The sequence below is a fragment of the Cyanobium gracile PCC 6307 genome, assembly GCF_000316515.1.
GTDB lineage: Bacteria > Cyanobacteriota > Cyanobacteriia > PCC-6307 > Cyanobiaceae > Cyanobium > Cyanobium gracile.
Genome location: NC_019675.1, coordinates 2,651,686 through 2,669,484, shown reverse-complemented (window position 1 = coordinate 2,669,484; position 17,799 = coordinate 2,651,686). Strand labels below are relative to the sequence as shown.

Below are 17,799 nucleotides of genomic sequence, written 5' to 3'. Positions count from 1 at the left end.
CGGCCACTGGCGCCATCCTGAAACGGCGAGGATCGTGCGCCGCCACCGGCGCCGGCACCGGCCGGCCCAGACTGGCCCGATGGCCCCTCCCCCCCAGCGCCGCATCGGCCTCACCGGCGGCATCGCCAGCGGCAAGAGCACGGTGGGGCGCCTGCTGGCCGAGCGCGGTCTGCCGGTGCTGGATGCGGATGTCTATGCCCGCGAGGCGCTGGAGCCGGGCAGCGCCGGGGCCAGGGCGGTGCTGGAGCGCTACGGGGAGCGGGTGGCGCTGGCGGGTGCGCCCGAACCGGCGCTGGACCGGGCGGCCCTCGGGCGGATCGTGTTCCACGACGCCGCCCAGCTGCGCTGGCTGGAGCAGCTGGTGCATCCGCTGGTGCGCCAGCGCTTCGCCGCGGAACTGGAGCGGCTGCAGCAGGCACCGGCGGTGGTGCTGATGATCCCGCTGCTGTTCGAGGCGGGGCTGGAGGGGCTGTGCAGCGAGACCTGGCTGGTGGACTGCGACGAGGACCAGCAGCTGCAGCGGCTGATGGGGCGCGATCAGCTCAGCGAAGCTGACGCCCGCGCCCGGCTGGCGGCCCAGTGGCCCCTTTCGCGCAAGCGGGCCCTGGCCATGCTGGTGCTCGACAACCGCGGCGGGCCGGACGCCCTGGCGGCGCAGGTGGAGCGGGCGCTCACCCCTTCAGCTGCTCGCTGAGGATCCGGTTGGCCAGCTTGGGGTCGGCGCGGCCGCCGGTGCGCTTCATCAGCTGGCCGACAAAGAAGCCCTGCAGCTTGGTCTTGCCGCCGCGGAAGGCCGCCACCTCCTCCGGGTGGGCCGCCAGCAGCTCGTCGACGATGGCGGTGATCGCCGCCGGGTCGCTGATCATGCCCAGGCCGCGGGCCTCCACGATCGCCGCCACCGAGCCGCCCTTCTCGAGCAGTTCGGGCAGCAGGTCCTTGGCGATCTTGCCGCTGATGGTGCCACCCTCGATCAGCTGCACCATCTCGGCCAGCTGCTCGGGCTTGAGCGGCAGCTCAGCGATCGACAGCCGGTTTGCGTTCACGTGGGCAGCGATGTCGCCGGTGACCCAGTTGGCCACCGCCTTGGGGTCGCCCCCGGCGGCGACGGCCGCCTCGAAGTACTCGGCCATGGGCCGCTCATCGGTGAGCACCCGGGCGTCGTAGATGGAGAGCCCCAGGCTCTCGGCATAGCGGTGGCGCTTGGCCGCCGGCAGTTCCGGCAGCTCGGCGCGCCAGCTTTCCCGCTGCTCGGGGCTCACCTCGATCGGCCCCAGATCCGGGTCCGGGAAGTAGCGGTAGTCGGAGGCCCCCTCCTTGCTGCGCATGCTCCTGGTGAGCTGCTTGGTCTCGTCCCAGAGGCGCGTCTCCTGCACCACCGGCTCACCGGCTTCGTAGGCCTTGATCTGGCGGGCGATCTCGAAATCGATGGCCTTCTGGATCGCCGAGAAGGAGTTCATGTTCTTGATCTCCACCTTCACGCCGAAGGGGGCGTCCGGGCCGCGGCGCACGGAGATGTTGACGTCACAGCGCAGGGACCCCTCCTGCATGTTGCCGTCGCTGACGCCCAGATACCGCATGATGCGGCGGATCTCCGAGGCGTACTCGGCGGCTTCCCGGCCCGTGCGCAGGTCCGGCTTGGAGACGATCTCGGCCAGGGCGACGCCGGCCCGGTTGTAATCCACCAGGGAGTGGGTGGAGCCCGCCAGGCGGTCGCTGCCGGCGTGGACGAGCTTGCCGGCGTCCTCCTCCATGTGCAGCCGCTCGATGCCCACCTTTTTCAGATACGTCTCCTTGCCCTTCTCGGCCACCTCCACCTCGATCCAGCCGTTCTCGGCGATCGGCTGGTCGTACTGGGAGATCTGGTAGTTCTTGGGCAGGTCGGGATAGAAGTACTGCTTGCGGTCGAACTTGCTGTGCTCGGCCACCTGCAGATTCAGGGCCAGCGACGCCTTGACCGCGTACTCGAGCACCTTCTGATTCAGCACCGGCAGGGTGCCCGGCAGACCGCACACCACTGGGTCGATGTGGGTGTTGGGGTCGTCGCCGAAGCTGGTGGAGGCGGCGGTGAAGATCTTGCTGGCGGTGCCCAGCTGCACGTGGGTCTCCAGGCCGATCACGGCCTCCCAGGCCCCGGTCCCGTTGCCTTCTGCCCTGTTCCCTTCAGCCATGGTCGCGAGTCCTGCCGGCGCTGTCGGCCCCCCGCGCTCGGCCGGAGGCACTGGGGGCGATCCTAGGCAGCGGCAGGCGGCCGCTTGAATGGGGGCCTTCCGAGCTGGAGATGAGCGCCCTGGCTGGCCCCCCTCCCGACGCCGAATCCGTGCTGATCCTCGGTGGCGGCCTGATGGGCCTGGCCATCGCCCACCAGCTGGCCCGCCTCGGCCGCCCCGCCACCGTGCTCAGCCGCCGCCGCAGCGAGGCGGCCGGCTTCGTGGCCGCCGGCATGCTGGCCCCCCACGCCGAGGGGCTCAGCGGGCCGATGCTGGCCCTGGGCCAGGCCAGCCTGGAGCGGGTGCCGGCCTGGGTGGCCCGCATCGAGGCCGACAGCGGCCTCCCCTGCGACCTGCGGCCCTGCGGCATCGTCGTCCCCTTCACCACAGCCGCCGAGCGTGATGCCTACCCCACGGCCCCCTTCGGCGAGCCCCTCGACCGGGCGGGCCTGGAGCGGCAGGTGCCGGGGCTCGGACCCGCCTGGCGGGCGGGTCTGCTGTTCGCCCAGGACGGGCAGATCGACAACCGCCGCCGCCTGATGCGCGCCCTGGAGCGGGCCTGCGTGGCCCTGGGGGTGCGCTTCGAGGAGGGCACCGAGGTGCTGGAGCTGCTCACCGGCGACGGCGGACGCCTACGGGGGGTGCGGCTGCGCCGGGCCGAGGGGGGCGAGCACGCCATCGCCGCCAGCACGGCCGTGCTCGCCTGCGGCGCCTGGAGTGGCCGGCTGCTGCCGTCGCTGCCGGTGCACCCGGTGAAGGGGCAGATGCTGTCACTGCAGGGCCCCAGAGCCAGCCTGGAGCGGGTCCTGTTCGGGCCCGGCACCTACCTGGTGCCGCGGGAGGACGGCCTCCTGGTGGTGGGCGCCACCAGCGAACCGCAGGCCGGCTTCGACGACGGCCTCACCCCCGAGGGCCAGAAGCAGCTGCAGGCCGGCATCGCCGCCCTGCTGCCGGAGGCGGCCCTGTGGCCGCCGATGGAGCGCTGGTGGGGCTTCCGCCCCGGCACCCCCGACGATGCGCCGCTGCTGGGCCCCGGACCGATCGAGGGGCTCTGGCTGGCCACGGGCCACCACCGCAACGGCGTGCTGCTGGCGGCCATCACCGCAGAGCGGATCGCGGCGGCGATCACCGCGGCCGCCCACGGCTCCGGGGCCGACGCGGCGGGCGACGCCCTGCTGGCGCCCTTCCGCTGGGACCGGCCGTTCCCGGCGGCGGCCTAGCCCGGACCGGCCCCCACCGGCCGCAGCCCCTTGAGGGCATACACCTCCAGGGGCACGGGCCAGCCCTTGATCCGGTGGCTCCCCAGCGGCAGCACCTCCAGCTCCTCCGGCAGCAGCGCCAGCAGGTCGCCGCTGATCAGGATCGGGTGCTCGGGGAACAGGCGCGTCAGCCCCTCCAGGCGGCTGGCCACGTTGACGCTGGCCCCCACGACGGTGAACTCCAGGCGCTGGGAGGAGCCCAGGTTGCCGGCGATCACCTCGCCGAAATGGAGCCCGATCCCATGCCGCAGCGGCGGGGTACCCGCCGCGGCCAGCTCGACGTTGAGCGCCTCCAGCCGCTCCTGCATGGCCAGGGCGGCCCGCACCGCGGCCCGGGCCTCCTCGGCATCCCCCCGGCTGCGGGGCACCCCGAACTCCGCCATCACCGCATCACCGATGAACTTGTCGAGCAGGCCCTCCTGCTCCAGCACCGCCGCGGCCATGGCCTCGAAGTAGCGGTTGAGCAGGGCGAACAGCTCGGCGGGCTCCAGCACCGCACTCAGGGGCGTGAACCCCACCAGGTCGCTGAACAACACAGCGCAGCGGGCCCGGCTGCCCACCGCCTGGTTCCACAGCGGCCCGGGGCTGCGCAGGATGTCGCGCAGCAGGGTGGGGGAGACGCGCCGGCTCAGCACCTGGTGCAGGTAGGCCCGCTCCCGGCTCTCCGCCAGCCCCTGGCCCACGGCCCGCACCCCGCCCCCGGCCACGGGGGCCAGCAGCAGGGCGGCCAGGGGCAGGCGCAGGAGGGCCAGGGCCCACACCGCCCAGCCGGCGAGCAGGACCCCGCCGGCCAGGGCCAGCGCCAGCTGCAGGGTGCCGCCGGCACTGGCGGGACGCCGCAGCAGCAGCCCCGCCAGGGCGCCCCAGCCCAGCAGCAGCAGCCCGTCCCCCGCCAGGGGCAGCCGCCCCAGCCCCCGGCCCTGGAGCACGTTGGCGACGGCCACCGCCTGGATCTCGGTGCCGGCCATAGGGCCGAAGGGCGTCTCCTGCAGATCCCCCAGGCCCGGGGCCGTGACGCCGATCAGCACCGTGCGCCCCCGCCAGGTGGACGGCGGTGCCTCCAGCAGCTTCCAGGCCGGCACGCGGGGCATGGTGCCGGCGGGACCGGGAAAGTCGAGCCCCATCGGCGCCGGCGGCGGCGGCGCCGGGCGCACCAGGAAGGCCATCGGCCGGGGCAGGGGCGGCGGGAAATCGCCCAGCCGCGCCTCGATCCAGTCCTGCCCCGGCACCGCCTCCACCACCCCCCGCGGCGACTGGAGCAGGGTGGTGAGGCCGGGGGCACCCATGGCGTGGATGGGCAGCCGCAGCCGGCTCTGCACCAGCCCCCCCTCCTCCTGTACGCCGTACACCGCCGCCAGGTGCACGCGCTGGCGCCAGGGGGCCAGGGTGGTGGCGAAGGCCCGGTCGTCGGCGGGGCCGAAGCGGCTGGGCTGGCTGTACTCGATGTTGAACAGCACCCGGGCCGCCCCCTGCTCCAGCACATGGGCCGCCAGCCGGGCCTGCAGGGCCCGGGGCCAGGGCCAGGGCCCCATCTGGCGCCACAGGGACGACGCCTGGCGTTCCCCGGGGGCCAGCAGGTCCCCCAGCTCCAGGGAGTCGGCGTCGATGGCCAGGATCACCGGGTCGGCCGGGGCGGGGCGGGCCCCCCGCAGCTGGAAGAAGGTCTGGCCGAGCTGGTCGTCGAGCAGCCGCGGACCCTGGCCCAGGGGGGTGAGGGGCGCCCGGTCGAGGCCCGCCAGCAGGGGGGCGGCCAGGGCCAGCCACCAGAGCCGGCGCCCCAACCCGGGCCAGGGGGGCATCAGGGGGTGAGTCCGAGTTCGCGCTCGAGCACCGGCAGGGTCTCCATCGGCGCCCCGAAGCCGTTCAGCAGCTCGCTGTTGCGCCGTCGCAGCCGCGCCTCGGTGGCGTCGATCCGGCGCGGGCCCTTCCAGCCTTCGGGGGTGGCCTCCAGGCGCTGGCCGCTGCTCAGCCGGTAGACGCTGCCGTCATCGGCGCGCACCTCCACCTCCCCCTCCCAGCTCAGGAACAGCACGGAATCGGCGGTGTCCTCGATGAAGACCGTGGTGCCCTGGATGGAGGCCGTCCCCACCCGGGTCTTGATCCGCAGGGGGGTGGGACGCTTCGCCCCTGGAGCGATCCAGGCGATGATCCGGCCGCGCACCAGATCAAGCAGGGTCGGCTCGATCCGCAGCAGGGCGTTGCCCCCGAGCCGGAAGCTGCGGCCATCGGCCAGCAGGATCTGCAGCCGGCCGGGATTCTCGGTGCGCAGCACGGTGGACGGCTGCAGCACCTGGCCCACCAGGGCCGGCCGCTCCGGCGCCGCCGGCGGCATCACATAGGCCGGCCGGGAGGGAACATCCACCACCCGGGGCACCCGGGGGGCCGCCGTGGCGCCGGCAAGGGGGCCGGCGGCGGGCAGACCAACCACCAGGCCGGCGACCAGCACGGCGGCGGCCGCCTGCTTCAGCGGCCTGGGAGGCCGGAGGCTCCTGCGCAGCACCATGGCCCGGGGACCCGACGGTCCCCAGGATGGCCGCTCAGGGTTCGACCCGCCACACCTGGTCGGCCGGGGTCCAGTCGCACAGTTCGGAGGGCTGGAACCAGAGGCCGATCTCGAACTCGGCGGTTTCCGGTGCATCGGAGCCGTGGATGACGTTGCGGCCGATGTTCACCGCCAGGTCGCCGCGGATGGTGCCGGGCTCGGCCTCCAGGGGCTTGGTGGCGCCGATCAGCTTGCGGGCGGCGGCGATCACGCCGTCCCCTTCCCACACCATGGCCACCACCGGACCGCTGGTGATGAACTCCACCAGGCCGGCGAAGAAGGGGCGCTCCCGGTGCACGCCGTAATGGCTCTCGGCCAGCTCCCGGCTGGGCACCAACTGCTTGAGGCCCACCAGCTTGAAGCCCTTGGTTTCGAAGCGGCCGAGGATCTCGCCCACCAGGCCCCGCTGCACCCCATCGGGCTTGATGGCGAGGAAGGTGCGTTCGGTGGCCATGGGGAAAGGAGAGGTGTTCGGGCCATCGTCCGCGCTGGGCCTGCCGCTTGGCAAGCAACCCCGGCACGGCCGACCGGGCGCCCGGTCGGCCGTGCCGGGGTTGCGTGTCCTGCGGCGGCGCGACTCGGGATCTGTACAGCCTGTACAGGTCCATGGATCGGCAGCCGCCGGTGACCCGAAGGTGCCGCAAGGCCCAGGCCAGGGCGGCCGCCACAAGGCCACGCCTAGATTCGCTCCGACCGGCTTCCCTCCTCCCAGGCGCCATGGTGCTCGCCGACCCGTCCAGCCCGCCGGGCGCGCCCGCCGCACCTGCCGGGCGATCCGACGCCTGGAGCGCCGCCGACGGGGCGGCCCTCTACGGGCTCGACCGCTGGGGAGATCCCTACTTCGGGGTGGGCGCCCGGGGCCAGGTGATCGTGCAGCCCCGCGGCGACCGCGGCGGCTCCCTCGATCTGGTGGAGCTGGTGCGGGAGCTGCAGGGGCGCGACCTGTCCCTGCCGCTGCTGATCCGCTTCGACGACATCCTCGAGGACCGGCTCGAGCGGCTCCACGGCGCCTTCGAGCGGGCCATCGCCCAGTACGGCTACGAGGGCCGCTACCAGGGGGTGTTCCCGGTCAAGTGCAACCAGCAGCGCCACGTGGTGGAGCAGCTGGTGGAGAGCGGCCGCCGCTGGCACTTCGGGCTGGAGGCGGGCAGCAAGGCCGAGCTGCTGATCGCCCTCTCCCTGCTCGACGATCCCGACGCCCTGCTGATCTGCAACGGCTACAAGGACCGGCGCTACATCGAGACGGCGATCCTGGCCCGGCGCCTGGGCCGCCAGCCGGTGGTGGTGATCGAGCAGGCCGATGAGCTGGAGCGGATCATCGCCGCCAGCAGCGCCCTGGGCGGGGCCCCGTTCATCGGCATCCGCGCCAAGCTCTCGGCCCGCAGCACCGGCCGCTGGGGCAGCTCGGTGGGGGAACGGGCCAAGTTCGGCCTCTCGATCCCCGACGTGCTCACCACCGTGGAGCGCCTGCGGGAGGCGGGCCTGCTCGACGACCTGCGGCTGCTGCACTTCCACATCGGCAGCCAGATCAACGACATCGCCGTCCTCAAGGACGCCCTGCAGGAGGCGGGCCAGATCTATGCCGAGCTCACCCGGCTGGGGGCCCCGATGGGCTTCCTCGATGTGGGCGGCGGCCTGGGCATCGACTACGACGGCAGCCGGACCGCCACTGCCGCCTCCACCAACTACTCGCTGCAGAACTACGCCAACGACGTCGTCGCCACCGTGCGGGAGTGCTGCGAACCCCACGGCATCCGCCCCCCGACGCTGGTGAGCGAGAGCGGCCGGGCGCTGGCCAGCCACTTCAGCGTGCTCGTCTTCGACGTGCTCGGGGCCGGCGGCCACAGCGAATCGGTGCCTCCGGCGGCCGACGACGAGGCCCTGATCCTGCGCAACCTGCGCGACACCCACGCCCTGATCACGGCCATCGCCGCTGAGGGGGGCCTCGAAGGCGACGACGCCGGCGATCGGGCGGTGGTGGAACGGCTGCAGGAGGCCTGGAACGATGCCCTCAAGTTCAAGGAGGACGCCCTCACCGCCTTCCGGCTGGGCTACCTGAGCCTGCCGGAGAGGGCCACGGCCGAGCGCCTCACCTGGGCGAGCTGCCAGGCGATCGCCCGCCAGCTCGAAGGCCTGCCCACCGGCACCGTGATCCCCCAGGAGCTGCAGGCCCTGCCGGCGGCGCTGGCCGGCACGTACTACGCCAACCTCTCGGTTTTCCGCTCGGCGCCGGACACCTGGGCGATCGACCAGTTGTTCCCGGTGCTGCCGATCCACCGGCTCGACGAGCGCCCCACCCGGCTGGGCAGCTTCGCCGACCTCACCTGCGATTCCGACGGCAAGATCGCCCGCTTCATCGACCGGGGCCAGGTCAAGCCGCTGCTGGAACTGCACGGCCTGCGGCCCGGTGAGCCCTACTGGATCGGGCTGTTCCTCGGCGGGGCCTACCAGGAGGTGATGGGCAACCTCCACAACCTGTTCGGCAGCACCAACGCGGTGCACATCCGGCTGGCGGCCGGCGGCGGCTATCGGGTCGACCACGTGGTGCGGGGCAACACCAACGCCGAGGTGCTCGAGGCGATGGAGCACGATCCCGACCTGCTGCTGGAGCGGCTGCGGCTGGCCAGCGAGCAGGCGATCGGCCGGGGCGACCTGGCCATCAGCGACGCCCGCCGCCTCATGGCCCACCTGCGGGCCAGCCTGGAGCAGACGACTTACCTCGAAGCCTGACCTTCCCTGGAGGCCTGATCCGCGAGCGCCACGGTGAAGATCTCCACCTCCCCGAGGCTCTTCACCGCCTGGGGGCCCAGGGAGCGGCTCGAGAGGCCGGGGTCGGCCGCGATCAGGCTGGCGGTCTGGGCGTCACACACCACCGCCGCATCCACCTGGCGGGTGGCCGATTCGAGCCGGGCCGACAGGTTCACCGTGTCGCCGATGACGGTGAACTCCATCCGTTTGGGGCTGCCGATCTGGCCCACCATCACCTGGCCGCTGGCCAGGCCGATGCCGTTGTCGAGGGTGGCGATGCCCCGACGCGCCCAGTCCTCGTTGAGGCCCGCCAGGGCCGCCCGCATGGCCAGGGCGCAGCGCACCGCCTGGCTGGCCTCCTGGGCCACCCCCCGGCTCACCGGTGAGCCGAAGACCGCCATCACCGCATCGCCGATGAACTTGTCGACGGTGCCGCCATGGGCCATCACCACCTCCACCATGGCGCCGAGGTACTCGTTGAGCTGGCGCACGTGCAGCTCGCTCTGGCCTTCGCCACTGCGTTGCTTGGTGAGCACCGTGAAGCCCTTGATGTCGGTCATCAGCACGGTCACCTCCAGCAGGCGGCCCCGCAGGATGCCCTGGGCCGATTCCGGGTCGGAGAGGATCTCCGCCACCACCCCGGGCGCCACGTAGCGCTCGAAGGTGCGGCGCAGCCGCCGCCGCTCCTGCCCCTCCCGCAGGTAGGCGTCTCCGCCGTAGAGCAGGCCCAGCAGGACCAGGCCCGAGGAGGGCGCCAGCAGCGGCAGCCAGCGGTGGGCCTGCTGCAGCGCCACGACGACAAGGCCCCCCTGGAGGACCAGCACCAGAACCACCAGGGCGAGCCGCCAGCGCAGGTCGCTCCAGCGGCGGGCCGCCGCCAGCACGAGCAGCAGCGGCAGCAGAGCCAGCAGGGCCCGTCCCGGCGCACTGCGGGGCCAGGGCTGCAGCCCGTCCCCCTGCAGCGAGTTGGCGGTGGCGGTGGCCAGCACCTCCAGTCCCGACAGGGTGCCGAAGGGGGTGGGGTAGCCATCGGTCCCCTGGGCGACCACCGGGCCGAGCAGCACCAGGGCCCCCTTCACGTCCTTGCGCAGGGGATGGGTCTTCCAGCGCGCGGGGTCGAGCACCTCCCAGGCCGGCAGGCGCCGGAAGCTGCCCTCCGGGCCATAGAAGTTAAGCGCGCTGGCCCGGTCGTCCTGGCGGCTGCGCTGGCCCCCCAGCCGCAGCAGGGTGGAGGAGAGGGCGCTGTGGCCCTCGGCGCCGCGGGCGGGGAGCACGCCGCTGGCATAGGCCTCCGGGTGGCGGCTGGGCTCACTGGAGATGCCGGCGAGGATGTTGGTGAGCCCCAGGGCCCCGGTGCCGCCGATGGCCTCCAGAAAGCGCTCCGGCCGCACGAACGTGAGGGCTCCGGCTCCCTGGGAGTCGTTGGATTCGAGCATCTCGGCCGCCAGGGCGACCCGGCCGGGGTAGCGCCGCAGCCGCAGCTCCAGGGCATCGTCATCGGCGGGCCCCTTGCCGCTGGGCCCCTCGAAGACCACATTCATGGCCACGGCCCTGGCACCGGCCTGCAGCAGCTTCTCCGCCACCATCCCGTAGGTGGCCCGGGGCCAGGGCAGGCTGCCGACACCCTTCGCCCATTCCGGGATCCGGCCCTCCTCCTCGAACCAGTCCCCCTGCTGCAGGGTGGCGTCATCGACGGTGACCAGCACCACCTGCGGCGGCGGTTGGCGCGGTCCCCGCAGCAGCAGCAACTGCTGCTCCACGCCCCGCTCCCACACCCGCATCCGGGGTCCCGGCCAGCCGGCGCTGACCCCCACCCAGGCCAGCACGGCCACCACCAGGACGCGGAAGGTGCGGCGTCGCGGCATCATCGTGGCAGCGGGCTCCAGAGCGTGCAGATCGCGGCGGCCCGGCCGGAGCGCTCCAGGCGCACGCAGTCGATGGCCCAGGCCTTCGGTCGGTTGATCAGGATCTGGGTGTGCAGGGCTGAGCCCATCCAGCGCGAGACGATCCGCTCCGGGTTCCAGGCGCCGGCCGGCATCGGGCAGGCGATCACCTCACTGGTGGGCATCAGCGGGCCGGAGGCGGCCATGCGGTTCTGGAACGCCCCCCAGCGGGAACGGTCGTGGTCGCAGTCGCGGCTGGCCAGCAACCCCTCCAGCACCGGGGCCAGATAGGCGGCGTTGCGGGCCGCCAGGTCCGCCGGCAGGGGTTGCAGGGAGGGGCGGCCGGCCTGGGCCCGGTAGCGGTTGATGGTCTCCACCAGGGGATCACGGCTGAGCGACGGCCTGGGCGGGGCGGCGCTCACCCCGGGGAAGCGGCGCTGCACGAAGGCCTCCAGCGCCTTCATGCCGGGCAGGGGGGCCGTGAACCCCTGGAACAGGGGCCCCCGGAGGATGGCGGCGTAGTCGTCCGCCGTGAGGGGTCGCTGGAAGAGCAGGGCCCCCTGGCTGGAGAGCCGCACCCGGTTCCCTCCGGCCACCAGGAGCGGTGCCCCAGGCAGGGGCCGTCCATCGGCGAGGGGCTGAAGCTCCACCGACCCCTCCAGCACCGCCACCTCCTGCTCGCCGCCATCCAGCAGGGTGATCAGGTAATTGGTCCCCCGGGTGCTCAGCCGCGAGGAGCGGGTGCAACCGTTCTGCTGGCCGGACACCAGGATCTGGCCGCTGCTGAGCAGGAAGCAGGTGCTGCCGAGGCGCAGCTGGGTGAAGCGGTTGAGGCGGCCGGCGGCCCCGCTGGCGAAGCCCAGCTGGCCGCGGCTGTTCTGGGTGCGGACCAGCTCAGGGCGGAACGCCCGATCCTGCACATGGGCCTGGCGGCGCTCGATGAACAGCTCCGGGCCATCGAGGATCTCCTGCACGAGCGCCGATCCCGCCGGGCTGGCTGCCGTCGCGGCGGGCCAGGTCAGGCCCGAGGCCAACGCCGCCAGCAGCATCGGGAGGGGTCGCATCACCGGATCAGAAGAAGCGCGGCAGACCGAAGGGCAGCGACGGCGGACTGATCGGCACCGGCAGGTTCACCCCCGGCACCCGGGAGCGGATGTAGCTCTCCAGGGAGCCGTAGGCCGGCAGCGGCACCCGGAACCCCTGGAACAGGGGGCCGCCCAGGATGCTGTTGTAGTCGCTGACGCTCAGCCCCAGGATCGCCAGGACCACCCCGGCGGGCGAGAGCCGCAGCTTCTGCCCCGCCTCCACGGTGGTGGCCGGTTGGCCGGTGGGCTCCCCGTCGGCCAGCGGCTCCACCTCCACCGACCCCTCCAGCACGGAGATCTCCGCCTCCCCCGACTCGTTGACGTCGAGGAGGTAATTGGTGCCCCGCACGCTGAGGCGGGCGGAACGGGTGCAGCCGCTCTGCTTGCCCGACACCAGGATCTGGCCCTTTTCGATCAGGAAGCAGCCCTGGCCCAGCTTGAGCAAAGCAAAACGGTTGAGGCGGCCGGCAGCGCCGCTGTCGAAGCGGATCTGGCCGCGGCTGTTCTGGGTGCTGACCTTCTGGGGGGCGACGGCCTTCTGCTTCACCTTGGCCGTCTTGTCGTCGATGAAGAGCTCGTTGCCATCAAGGATCTCCTGCACCACCGCGCTCTCGGAGGCCCGCACGGGCAGGGGGCCGAGGGCGGGACCGACCAGGAGCACCAGGATCGGCACCATCGAGAGGCTCGGCAGGTGGCGGCGGCGCATGGGCTCAGGGCTCCGGTGCGGATGGCCCATTCTGCTCAACAGGGCCGGAAACGCATCGACGCCGCCGGAATCGCCTCAGCGGGCGCAGAACCGCACCATCAGCCCCAGGCGGTCCTTCGGCTGGGCCAGTTCGGCCGGATCGAAGGGTGGGGCGGCGTCGGCCGCAGCCGCCCGCATCATCACCGGCCGGAACTCGTTGCCCTCCAGCTGCACCTCCAGGGGGGCCAGCCGGCTGAGGCCCACCGCCGCGGCCACGTCGCGGGCCTGGGTGAGGGCATCCTGGTAGGCCGCCCGCAGCAGCTGGCGCCGCACCGCCGCGTCCTGGGCGCGATCGGCTTCGGTGCCCACCGGCGCCAGCCGCACCCCGCTCAGGGCCCCCACCTCCCGGATCAGGGGCTGCAGCCGCTCCGGAGCCAGCCGGCCACTCACCTGCAGGCTGGCCGTCACCGCCGCCGGCCGGCGGCGATCGGCCTCGCGCTGCCAGGTGGTCGGTGAGGTGACCCGCAGCTCCTCCACCTGCAGCTGCTGCAGGGCCCGGCGCACCGCCGCCAGCCGCTCCTGCAGGCCCTGGAGGGCGGCGTCGGCCGTGGGTGCCTCCGCCTCCAGCGCCAGGGAGAAGGACAGCCGGCGGGTGGGCCGTTCCTGTTCGGCGCTGCCCCTGGCCTCCAGCAGGGTGCCGTCGCAGCGCAGCTGCACCTGGGCGACCGCAGCGCCCGGCCAGGCACCGAATGCCGTCAGGCCCAGCAGGGCAGCGAGGGGACGCAGGACGATCGGGCGCATGGCAGAGCAACGGCTGGGGCCAGCCTGCTCGCCCACGGGGCCGAACGCCAGGATCGGCGGCAGGATGGGGCGATCGAAGCGTGCGCCTTGGCCCTGCTGCAGATCTGGATCGGCGCCCTGGCCGCCACGGCCGGGCTGCTGGTGCTGGCCCGTCTCTGCCGCCACCGGGCCCTTCCGGCGGTGCCGCTGCGGCTGCCGCTGCTGGCCATCGGCGCCTGGGCCCTGCTGCGTTCGCTGCCGCTGCAGGGGCTGCCGCCGGCCTACCGGGTGTGGCTGCTGCTCACCGACGACCTGCTGCTCACCTACGCCGCCATCCTGGTGGCCCTGTGGGCGGTCCTGCAGGTGCCCGCCCACCTGGGGCTGTGGCGCCCGCCGCCGCAGCTGCTGCTGCAGTTGCTCACCGTCGGCAGCGGTGCCCTGGCCACGGTGGTGCTGGTGCGCCAGTCGGCGCGGCTGGATCTGGTGGGTCTGGTGACCACCTCCGCCGTGCTCACCGCCGTGATCGGCCTGGCCGCCCAGGAGTCCCTCAAGGACCTGTTCGCGGGCCTGGAGCTGCAGTTGGGGGACGAGTTCGCCGAGGGGGACTTCCTGGAGCTGGACGAGGGCGTACGCGGCGTGGTGGTGCAGGTGAACTGGCGGGACACCATGCTCCGCAACATGGACGGCCAACTGGTGGTCGTCCCCAACAGCCTCGTCACCGAGCGGGTGCTGCGCAACCTGGGCCGCTCCGGGGCCGTCAGCAACCGCTTCACGGTCGGCCTCGACTACGACCTGCCGCCCGCCCAGGCCAGGGCCCTGCTGGAGAAGGTGGTGCTGCAGCATCCCCGGGTGCTGCGGGAGCCCGCCCCCCGCATCCGCGTCAAGGAGTTTCAGGACAGCGCCATCGCCTACGAGCTGCAGGTGTGGCAGCGGGAGATGGGGGACGGCGCCATCGGCGACCTGCGCAGCGACCTGCTCGAGCAGATCTGGTACGCCCTGGCCCGGGACGGCCAGAGCATCCCCTTCCCGGTGCGGGAGCTGCAACCCCGCCGCTCCCGGGACCGGCCCCAGCGGGCCGCCCGGCCCTCCCCCCAGCTGTGCTGCCAGACCCTGGCCAGCGTGGGCCTCTTCACCGACCTGAGCGCCGAGCAGCTGGAGACCCTGGTGGAGGGCAGCCACCTGGTGGCCTACGGCCCCGGCGAGGCGGTGGTGCAGGAGGGGGCCGAGGGACGCTCCATGTTCCATGTGCTGCGGGGCGCCGTGGAGATCCTCAAGGAACTGGAGCCGGGCCACACCGTGGCCGTGCGCCAGCTGGGGCCGGGCGAGGTGTTCGGCGAGATGACCCTGTTCCTCGACGCCCCCCGCAGCGCCACGGTGCGGGCCACCGAGGAATGCCTGCTGCTGGAGGTGGACCGGGACAGCATCAAGGGCCTGCTGGACGAGAATCCGGACCTGCTGGAGCGCTTCGCCGCCATGGTCCAGGACCGGCAGGCGGAGCTGCGGAACCTCGACCGCGAGCAGCACTCGGAACGCTCCAACGCGCTGCTGGACACGATGAAGCGGCTCTTCTACGCCTTCAAGGGCAGCTGATGGACAACGGAACCCCGCCCGGCTCCAAGGCGACGTCCTGGCTGGCACGGCTGCGGGCGCTCCACATCGACGACGGCCTGCGCTCCCTCGTCCCCTACGCCGCCGCCGCACTGCTGCTGCTGGCCCTGCAGCGCAGCCCCGTCAATGAAACCCTCAACCTGCTGCTCTACGACCTGATCACGAGCCTGCGTCCGGCGCCGCCGGGCACGGACAAGCCGATCACGATCATCGGCATCGACGAATCGGACCTCGCCACCTACGGCTTTCCCATCGACGACCGGGTGCTGTGCGAGGCGATCGACCGGCTGAGTGCCGGAGGGGCGGTGGCGATCGGCCTCGACATCTACCGCGATCAGGGGGTGGGCCCCGACCAGGCCTGCCTGCGGCAGCGCTTCCGCACCAACCCCCGCCTCGTCTCGATCATCAACGTGGCCGAGGCCATCGGCCCGGTGCCGGGCACGCCGCCTGATCGGCAGGGGTTCAACGATCTGGTGCTCGATGCCGACGGGGTGATCCGCCGCGATCTGGTGCATGTGGCCGGGCAGGACGAGGCCATCGTCTCCCTGCCCCTGCGGCTCCTGGAGCTGGGCAGGGGCCAGCGCAGCCTGCGGCAGCGGCTGGACGCGGGTCGGGAACCGGGCCCGTGGCTGGAGCCGGCCTCGGGGGGCTACGACCAGCTCGATGCCGCAGGCTTCCAGCAGATGCTGTCCTTCCACCGGATCGGCAGCTTCCACCTCTGGAACCTCCAGGATGTGCTCGGCCGCCGGCCGATCCCCGCCGACCAGATCCGCGGCCACATCGTGCTGATCGGCAGCACGGCGCCGAGCCTGCGGGACCTGTTCCCGGTGCCCCACACCCGCTCCGCCCTCGGGGCGAGACAGCTGCTGGTGCCGGGGGTGGAGATCCACGCCCATCGGCTGGCCGGTCTGATGGAACGCTACGTGGCCGGCGACCCGCGGCGGCTGCGGACGCTGCCCGGCTGGGTGGAGCGGCTCGCCGAGGTGGTGGCGGTGGTGCTGGGGATCGTGCTGGGGGAGGCCTTCGTGCTGCTGCGCCGCAGCGTGATCGTGGTGGGTCTGGTGGCGGTGGTGATGGTGGGTGGCGCCGTGCTGCTGCTGTACCAGTACGTCTGGATCGGGCTGAGCCTGCCCCTGATGGGGCTGATCGCCATGGCCGGGGCGGGATGGGTGCGCCGGGGCGCCTCCAGCCAGAAGCAGCGGCAGCAGATCGAGCGGCTGCTCGGCCAGACCACCTCCCCGGCCGTGGCGCGCCAGCTCTGGAACCAGCGCGATGGCCTGCTCAGCGACGGCCGCTTCGAGGGGCGCCAGCTGCCGGTCACGGTGCTGATGCTGGACACCTGCCAGTTCACGAGCGTCTCGGAACGGCTTAGTCCCGGGGAGCTGCTCGCCTGGCTGAACCGGGGCATGGCCCTGTTCGTCCCTGCCATCACGCGCCGGGGGGGCATGGTCAACAAGTTCACCGGGGATGGCCTGCTGGCAGTCTTCGGGGCCCCCCTGAGCAGCGGCGAAGAGGCGGATGCGAAAGCGGCCATCGATGCGGCCCTGGCCATCCAGCGGGCCGTGGCCAGCCTCAACGAGGAGCTCCAGCAGGAAGGGCTGCCGGCGATGGGGCTGCGCATCGGCGTCCATTCCGGCCCGGTCCTGGCGGGATCGATGGGCAGCAGCGAACGGCTGGAGTACGCCGTGATCGGCGATGCGGTGAACTGCGCCGCCCGGCTGGAGAGCCTCGACAAGGAGCGTCAGACCAATCTCTGCCGCGTGCTGGTCTCGTCCAGCACGGAGGAACTGCTGCCCAAGGGCCTGCCGCTGGAGTGGCTCGACTGGGGGGCGATCAACCTCAAGGGGCGCACCGAACCGCTGCGCATCTGGGAACTGCGGGGTGGCCTCAGGCGGGACAGCGCACTGGAATCCGCTCGGGCCACTGGGCCGTGATCAGGTCGGACAGGCCGAAGGCGGTGCCGACCTCCTCCCGGGTCACGCTGGCGCCGCACGAGCGTTGCAGCATCACCAGGGACGCCTGGACAGCCCCATCCTCCTTGGAGGCATCGGCCACCAGCAGGCTGAGGGCCGGCGGTGAGTCGGCGGCCACGAAGTTCAGCGGGTCGGCGGGGGTAGGGGTCGCCGCGGCCCCGGGGCAGAGGTAGCTCGACTCCCAGATCGTCGGGACCTTCACTGCCGGCAGGGTGATCAGGGTGATGCCCGAGCCGGAAGCCGGCAGCACCCGGCGCTGGCCCGAGGCCATCGCAGCATCGGCGGTGCCGCGGCCGCTCAGGGGGCGGAAGGTGATCTCCAGGGGGCTGGGGGAGGCGCTGGGGCCTTCGAGCAGGCCGAGGTAGCGCTCCTTGCCGGGGGCGAAGACGCTGCTGGCCGGCACCAGGTGGGCCAGCAGGCGGCTGGAGCAGTCACCGCGGGTGCCTCCTCCGACCCGGCGCCCCGGGAAGCTCTTGCGCAGATCGCTCTGGGCCTGCGCCGCCGGCGGTTCCAGCGCCGCCAGCGGGGCCAGGGTGAGGAAACCAGCCGCCAGGGCCGTGCCGGAGGCCCATCGCTTGATGATCGATTGGTGCGGAAACACTGTCCTCATGACCACGGCTGACGGCAAGGGTTCATGACAAGTCTCGGCAACTCATGACAACCAGAAGCCCGGCGATGCCTGACGGATCGCCAGCCAGGCCCAGAGGAGCTTGGTGATGATGTGCAGCGCCTGATCAAACGACAGGCTCCAGAGACGTCGGCATTTGCCGAAGTCAATCAACAGATGCACTATCCATTCTGCCACACCTAACAGGGGGGACTGGGTGATCGCTCCCACCAGAGATCCATGGATGGCGGCGTGGGAGGTGAGCCACCAACCCCAGCCGAGGGTCACTCCGCAGCCGGGGCATTTCTCCCGGGCCATGCGATCGCTCTGGAGACCGAAATCCCCGACGAAATGGGCCATCGCCAGCATCAGAAAGACGTTGAAGACAGCTGACAGATCAGGCACAGAGTGAAGAACCGGGA

15 protein-coding genes are annotated in these 17,799 nt (G+C 72.6%); 5 read left to right on the top strand and 10 right to left on the bottom strand.

Annotated features, from left to right (window positions below; all coding sequences use genetic code 11):
• Positions 1-79 precede the first annotated feature (79 nt).
• Positions 80-694, top strand: coding sequence for a dephospho-CoA kinase (gene coaE, locus CYAGR_RS12880; protein WP_015110270.1), 615 nt, complete (start codon positions 80-82; stop codon positions 692-694).
• Here coaE and gatB read toward each other — a convergent pair.
• Entirely contained in the window at positions 672-2,168 is a 1,497-nt protein-coding gene (gene gatB, locus CYAGR_RS12875; RefSeq protein ID WP_015110269.1) for an Asp-tRNA(Asn)/Glu-tRNA(Gln) amidotransferase subunit GatB, read from the bottom strand. The genes coaE and gatB overlap by 23 nt on opposite strands.
• A 110-nt stretch (positions 2,169-2,278) precedes the next feature.
• Here gatB and CYAGR_RS12870 point away from each other — a divergent pair, with 110 nt between their 5' ends.
• Positions 2,279-3,427: an FAD-dependent oxidoreductase gene (locus CYAGR_RS12870; protein WP_015110268.1), complete on the top strand. Its 1,149-nt coding sequence runs from the start codon at positions 2,279-2,281 to the stop codon at positions 3,425-3,427.
• Here CYAGR_RS12870 and CYAGR_RS12865 read toward each other — a convergent pair.
• From CYAGR_RS12865 to ndk, 3 genes are read right to left on the bottom strand one after another with little or no spacing between them, the layout of a single operon-like run.
• A complete protein-coding gene (locus tag CYAGR_RS12865; RefSeq protein ID WP_015110267.1) occupies positions 3,424-5,265 on the bottom strand; it encodes an adenylate/guanylate cyclase domain-containing protein in 1,842 nt (613 codons plus the stop codon). The genes CYAGR_RS12870 and CYAGR_RS12865 overlap by 4 nt on opposite strands.
• Positions 5,265-5,969, bottom strand: a complete 705-nt coding sequence (locus CYAGR_RS12860; protein WP_015110266.1) for a FecR domain-containing protein — start codon at positions 5,967-5,969, stop codon at positions 5,265-5,267. The genes CYAGR_RS12865 and CYAGR_RS12860 overlap by 1 nt, the downstream gene beginning before the upstream one ends.
• A 34-nt stretch (positions 5,970-6,003) precedes the next feature.
• Positions 6,004-6,462 (bottom strand): nucleoside-diphosphate kinase, encoded by a 459-nt coding sequence (gene ndk, locus CYAGR_RS12855; RefSeq protein ID WP_015110265.1) that lies wholly within the window; start codon positions 6,460-6,462, stop codon positions 6,004-6,006.
• A gap of 263 nt (positions 6,463-6,725) precedes the next feature.
• Between ndk and speA the strand changes: the two genes are divergently transcribed.
• Positions 6,726-8,738, top strand: coding sequence for a biosynthetic arginine decarboxylase (speA, locus tag CYAGR_RS12850; protein WP_015110264.1), 2,013 nt, complete (start codon positions 6,726-6,728; stop codon positions 8,736-8,738).
• Here speA and CYAGR_RS12845 read toward each other — a convergent pair.
• The 4 genes from CYAGR_RS12845 to CYAGR_RS12830 all read right to left on the bottom strand — a co-directional run bounded on the left by CYAGR_RS12845 (position 8,723) and on the right by CYAGR_RS12830 (position 13,210).
• Positions 8,723-10,621 carry an adenylate/guanylate cyclase domain-containing protein gene (locus tag CYAGR_RS12845; RefSeq protein WP_245552522.1) on the bottom strand — a complete coding sequence of 633 codons (1,899 nt, stop codon included), beginning with the start codon at positions 10,619-10,621 and terminating at the stop codon, positions 8,723-8,725. The genes speA and CYAGR_RS12845 overlap by 16 nt on opposite strands.
• A complete protein-coding gene (locus tag CYAGR_RS18535; protein WP_156818477.1) occupies positions 10,621-11,703 on the bottom strand; it encodes a hypothetical protein in 1,083 nt (360 codons plus the stop codon). Before CYAGR_RS18535 ends, CYAGR_RS12845 begins: the two co-directional genes overlap by 1 nt.
• Before the next feature lie 7 nt (positions 11,704-11,710).
• Complete coding sequence (locus tag CYAGR_RS12835) at positions 11,711-12,430, bottom strand: FecR family protein (protein ID WP_015110261.1); 720 nt, start codon at positions 12,428-12,430, stop codon at positions 11,711-11,713.
• Positions 12,431-12,505: 75 nt separating this feature from the next.
• Positions 12,506-13,210, bottom strand: coding sequence for an SIMPL domain-containing protein (locus tag CYAGR_RS12830; protein ID WP_015110260.1), 705 nt, complete (start codon positions 13,208-13,210; stop codon positions 12,506-12,508).
• Positions 13,211-13,297: 87 nt separating this feature from the next.
• Between CYAGR_RS12830 and CYAGR_RS12825 the strand changes: the two genes are divergently transcribed.
• Both CYAGR_RS12825 and CYAGR_RS12820 read left to right on the top strand, forming a co-directional pair.
• The gene (locus tag CYAGR_RS12825) at positions 13,298-14,779 is read left to right on the top strand and encodes a mechanosensitive ion channel family protein (RefSeq protein ID WP_015110259.1); all 1,482 of its coding nucleotides are present in this window, start codon (positions 13,298-13,300) and stop codon (positions 14,777-14,779) included.
• Entirely contained in the window at positions 14,779-16,731 is a 1,953-nt protein-coding gene (locus tag CYAGR_RS12820) for a CHASE2 domain-containing protein (protein ID WP_015110258.1), read from the top strand. Before CYAGR_RS12825 ends, CYAGR_RS12820 begins: the two co-directional genes overlap by 1 nt.
• On the opposite strand, the gene CYAGR_RS12815 is transcribed toward CYAGR_RS12820, so the two are convergent.
• Entirely contained in the window at positions 16,685-17,380 is a 696-nt protein-coding gene (locus CYAGR_RS12815; RefSeq protein ID WP_015110257.1) for a hypothetical protein, read from the bottom strand. The genes CYAGR_RS12820 and CYAGR_RS12815 overlap by 47 nt on opposite strands.
• 42 nt (positions 17,381-17,422) lie before the next feature.
• Positions 17,423-17,782: a DUF3307 domain-containing protein gene (locus CYAGR_RS12810; RefSeq protein WP_043327214.1), complete on the bottom strand. Its 360-nt coding sequence runs from the start codon at positions 17,780-17,782 to the stop codon at positions 17,423-17,425.
• Positions 17,783-17,799 lie beyond the last annotated feature (17 nt).

What these genes read in the sequence shown, in the direction of transcription:
- CYAGR_RS18535 (WP_156818477.1), bottom strand. Translation starts at nt 11,703, where the DNA reads ATGCGACCCCTCCCGATGCTGCTGGCGGCGTTGGCCTCGGGCCTGACC.
- CYAGR_RS12865 (WP_015110267.1), bottom strand. Translation starts at nt 5,265, where the DNA reads ATGCCCCCCTGGCCCGGGTTGGGGCGCCGGCTCTGGTGGCTGGCCCTG.
- CYAGR_RS12820 (WP_015110258.1), top strand. Translation starts at nt 14,779, where the DNA reads ATGGACAACGGAACCCCGCCCGGCTCCAAGGCGACGTCCTGGCTGGCA.
- CYAGR_RS12815 (WP_015110257.1), bottom strand. Translation starts at nt 17,380, where the DNA reads ATGAGGACAGTGTTTCCGCACCAATCGATCATCAAGCGATGGGCCTCC.
- gatB (WP_015110269.1), bottom strand. Translation starts at nt 2,168, where the DNA reads ATGGCTGAAGGGAACAGGGCAGAAGGCAACGGGACCGGGGCCTGGGAG.
- speA (WP_015110264.1), top strand. Translation starts at nt 6,726, where the DNA reads ATGGTGCTCGCCGACCCGTCCAGCCCGCCGGGCGCGCCCGCCGCACCT.
- CYAGR_RS12860 (WP_015110266.1), bottom strand. Translation starts at nt 5,969, where the DNA reads ATGGTGCTGCGCAGGAGCCTCCGGCCTCCCAGGCCGCTGAAGCAGGCG.
- coaE (WP_015110270.1), top strand. Translation starts at nt 80, where the DNA reads ATGGCCCCTCCCCCCCAGCGCCGCATCGGCCTCACCGGCGGCATCGCC.
- CYAGR_RS12835 (WP_015110261.1), bottom strand. Translation starts at nt 12,430, where the DNA reads ATGCGCCGCCGCCACCTGCCGAGCCTCTCGATGGTGCCGATCCTGGTG.
- CYAGR_RS12845 (WP_245552522.1), bottom strand. Translation starts at nt 10,621, where the DNA reads ATGCCGCGACGCCGCACCTTCCGCGTCCTGGTGGTGGCCGTGCTGGCC.
- ndk (WP_015110265.1), bottom strand. Translation starts at nt 6,462, where the DNA reads ATGGCCACCGAACGCACCTTCCTCGCCATCAAGCCCGATGGGGTGCAG.
- CYAGR_RS12830 (WP_015110260.1), bottom strand. Translation starts at nt 13,210, where the DNA reads ATGCGCCCGATCGTCCTGCGTCCCCTCGCTGCCCTGCTGGGCCTGACG.
- CYAGR_RS12870 (WP_015110268.1), top strand. Translation starts at nt 2,279, where the DNA reads ATGAGCGCCCTGGCTGGCCCCCCTCCCGACGCCGAATCCGTGCTGATC.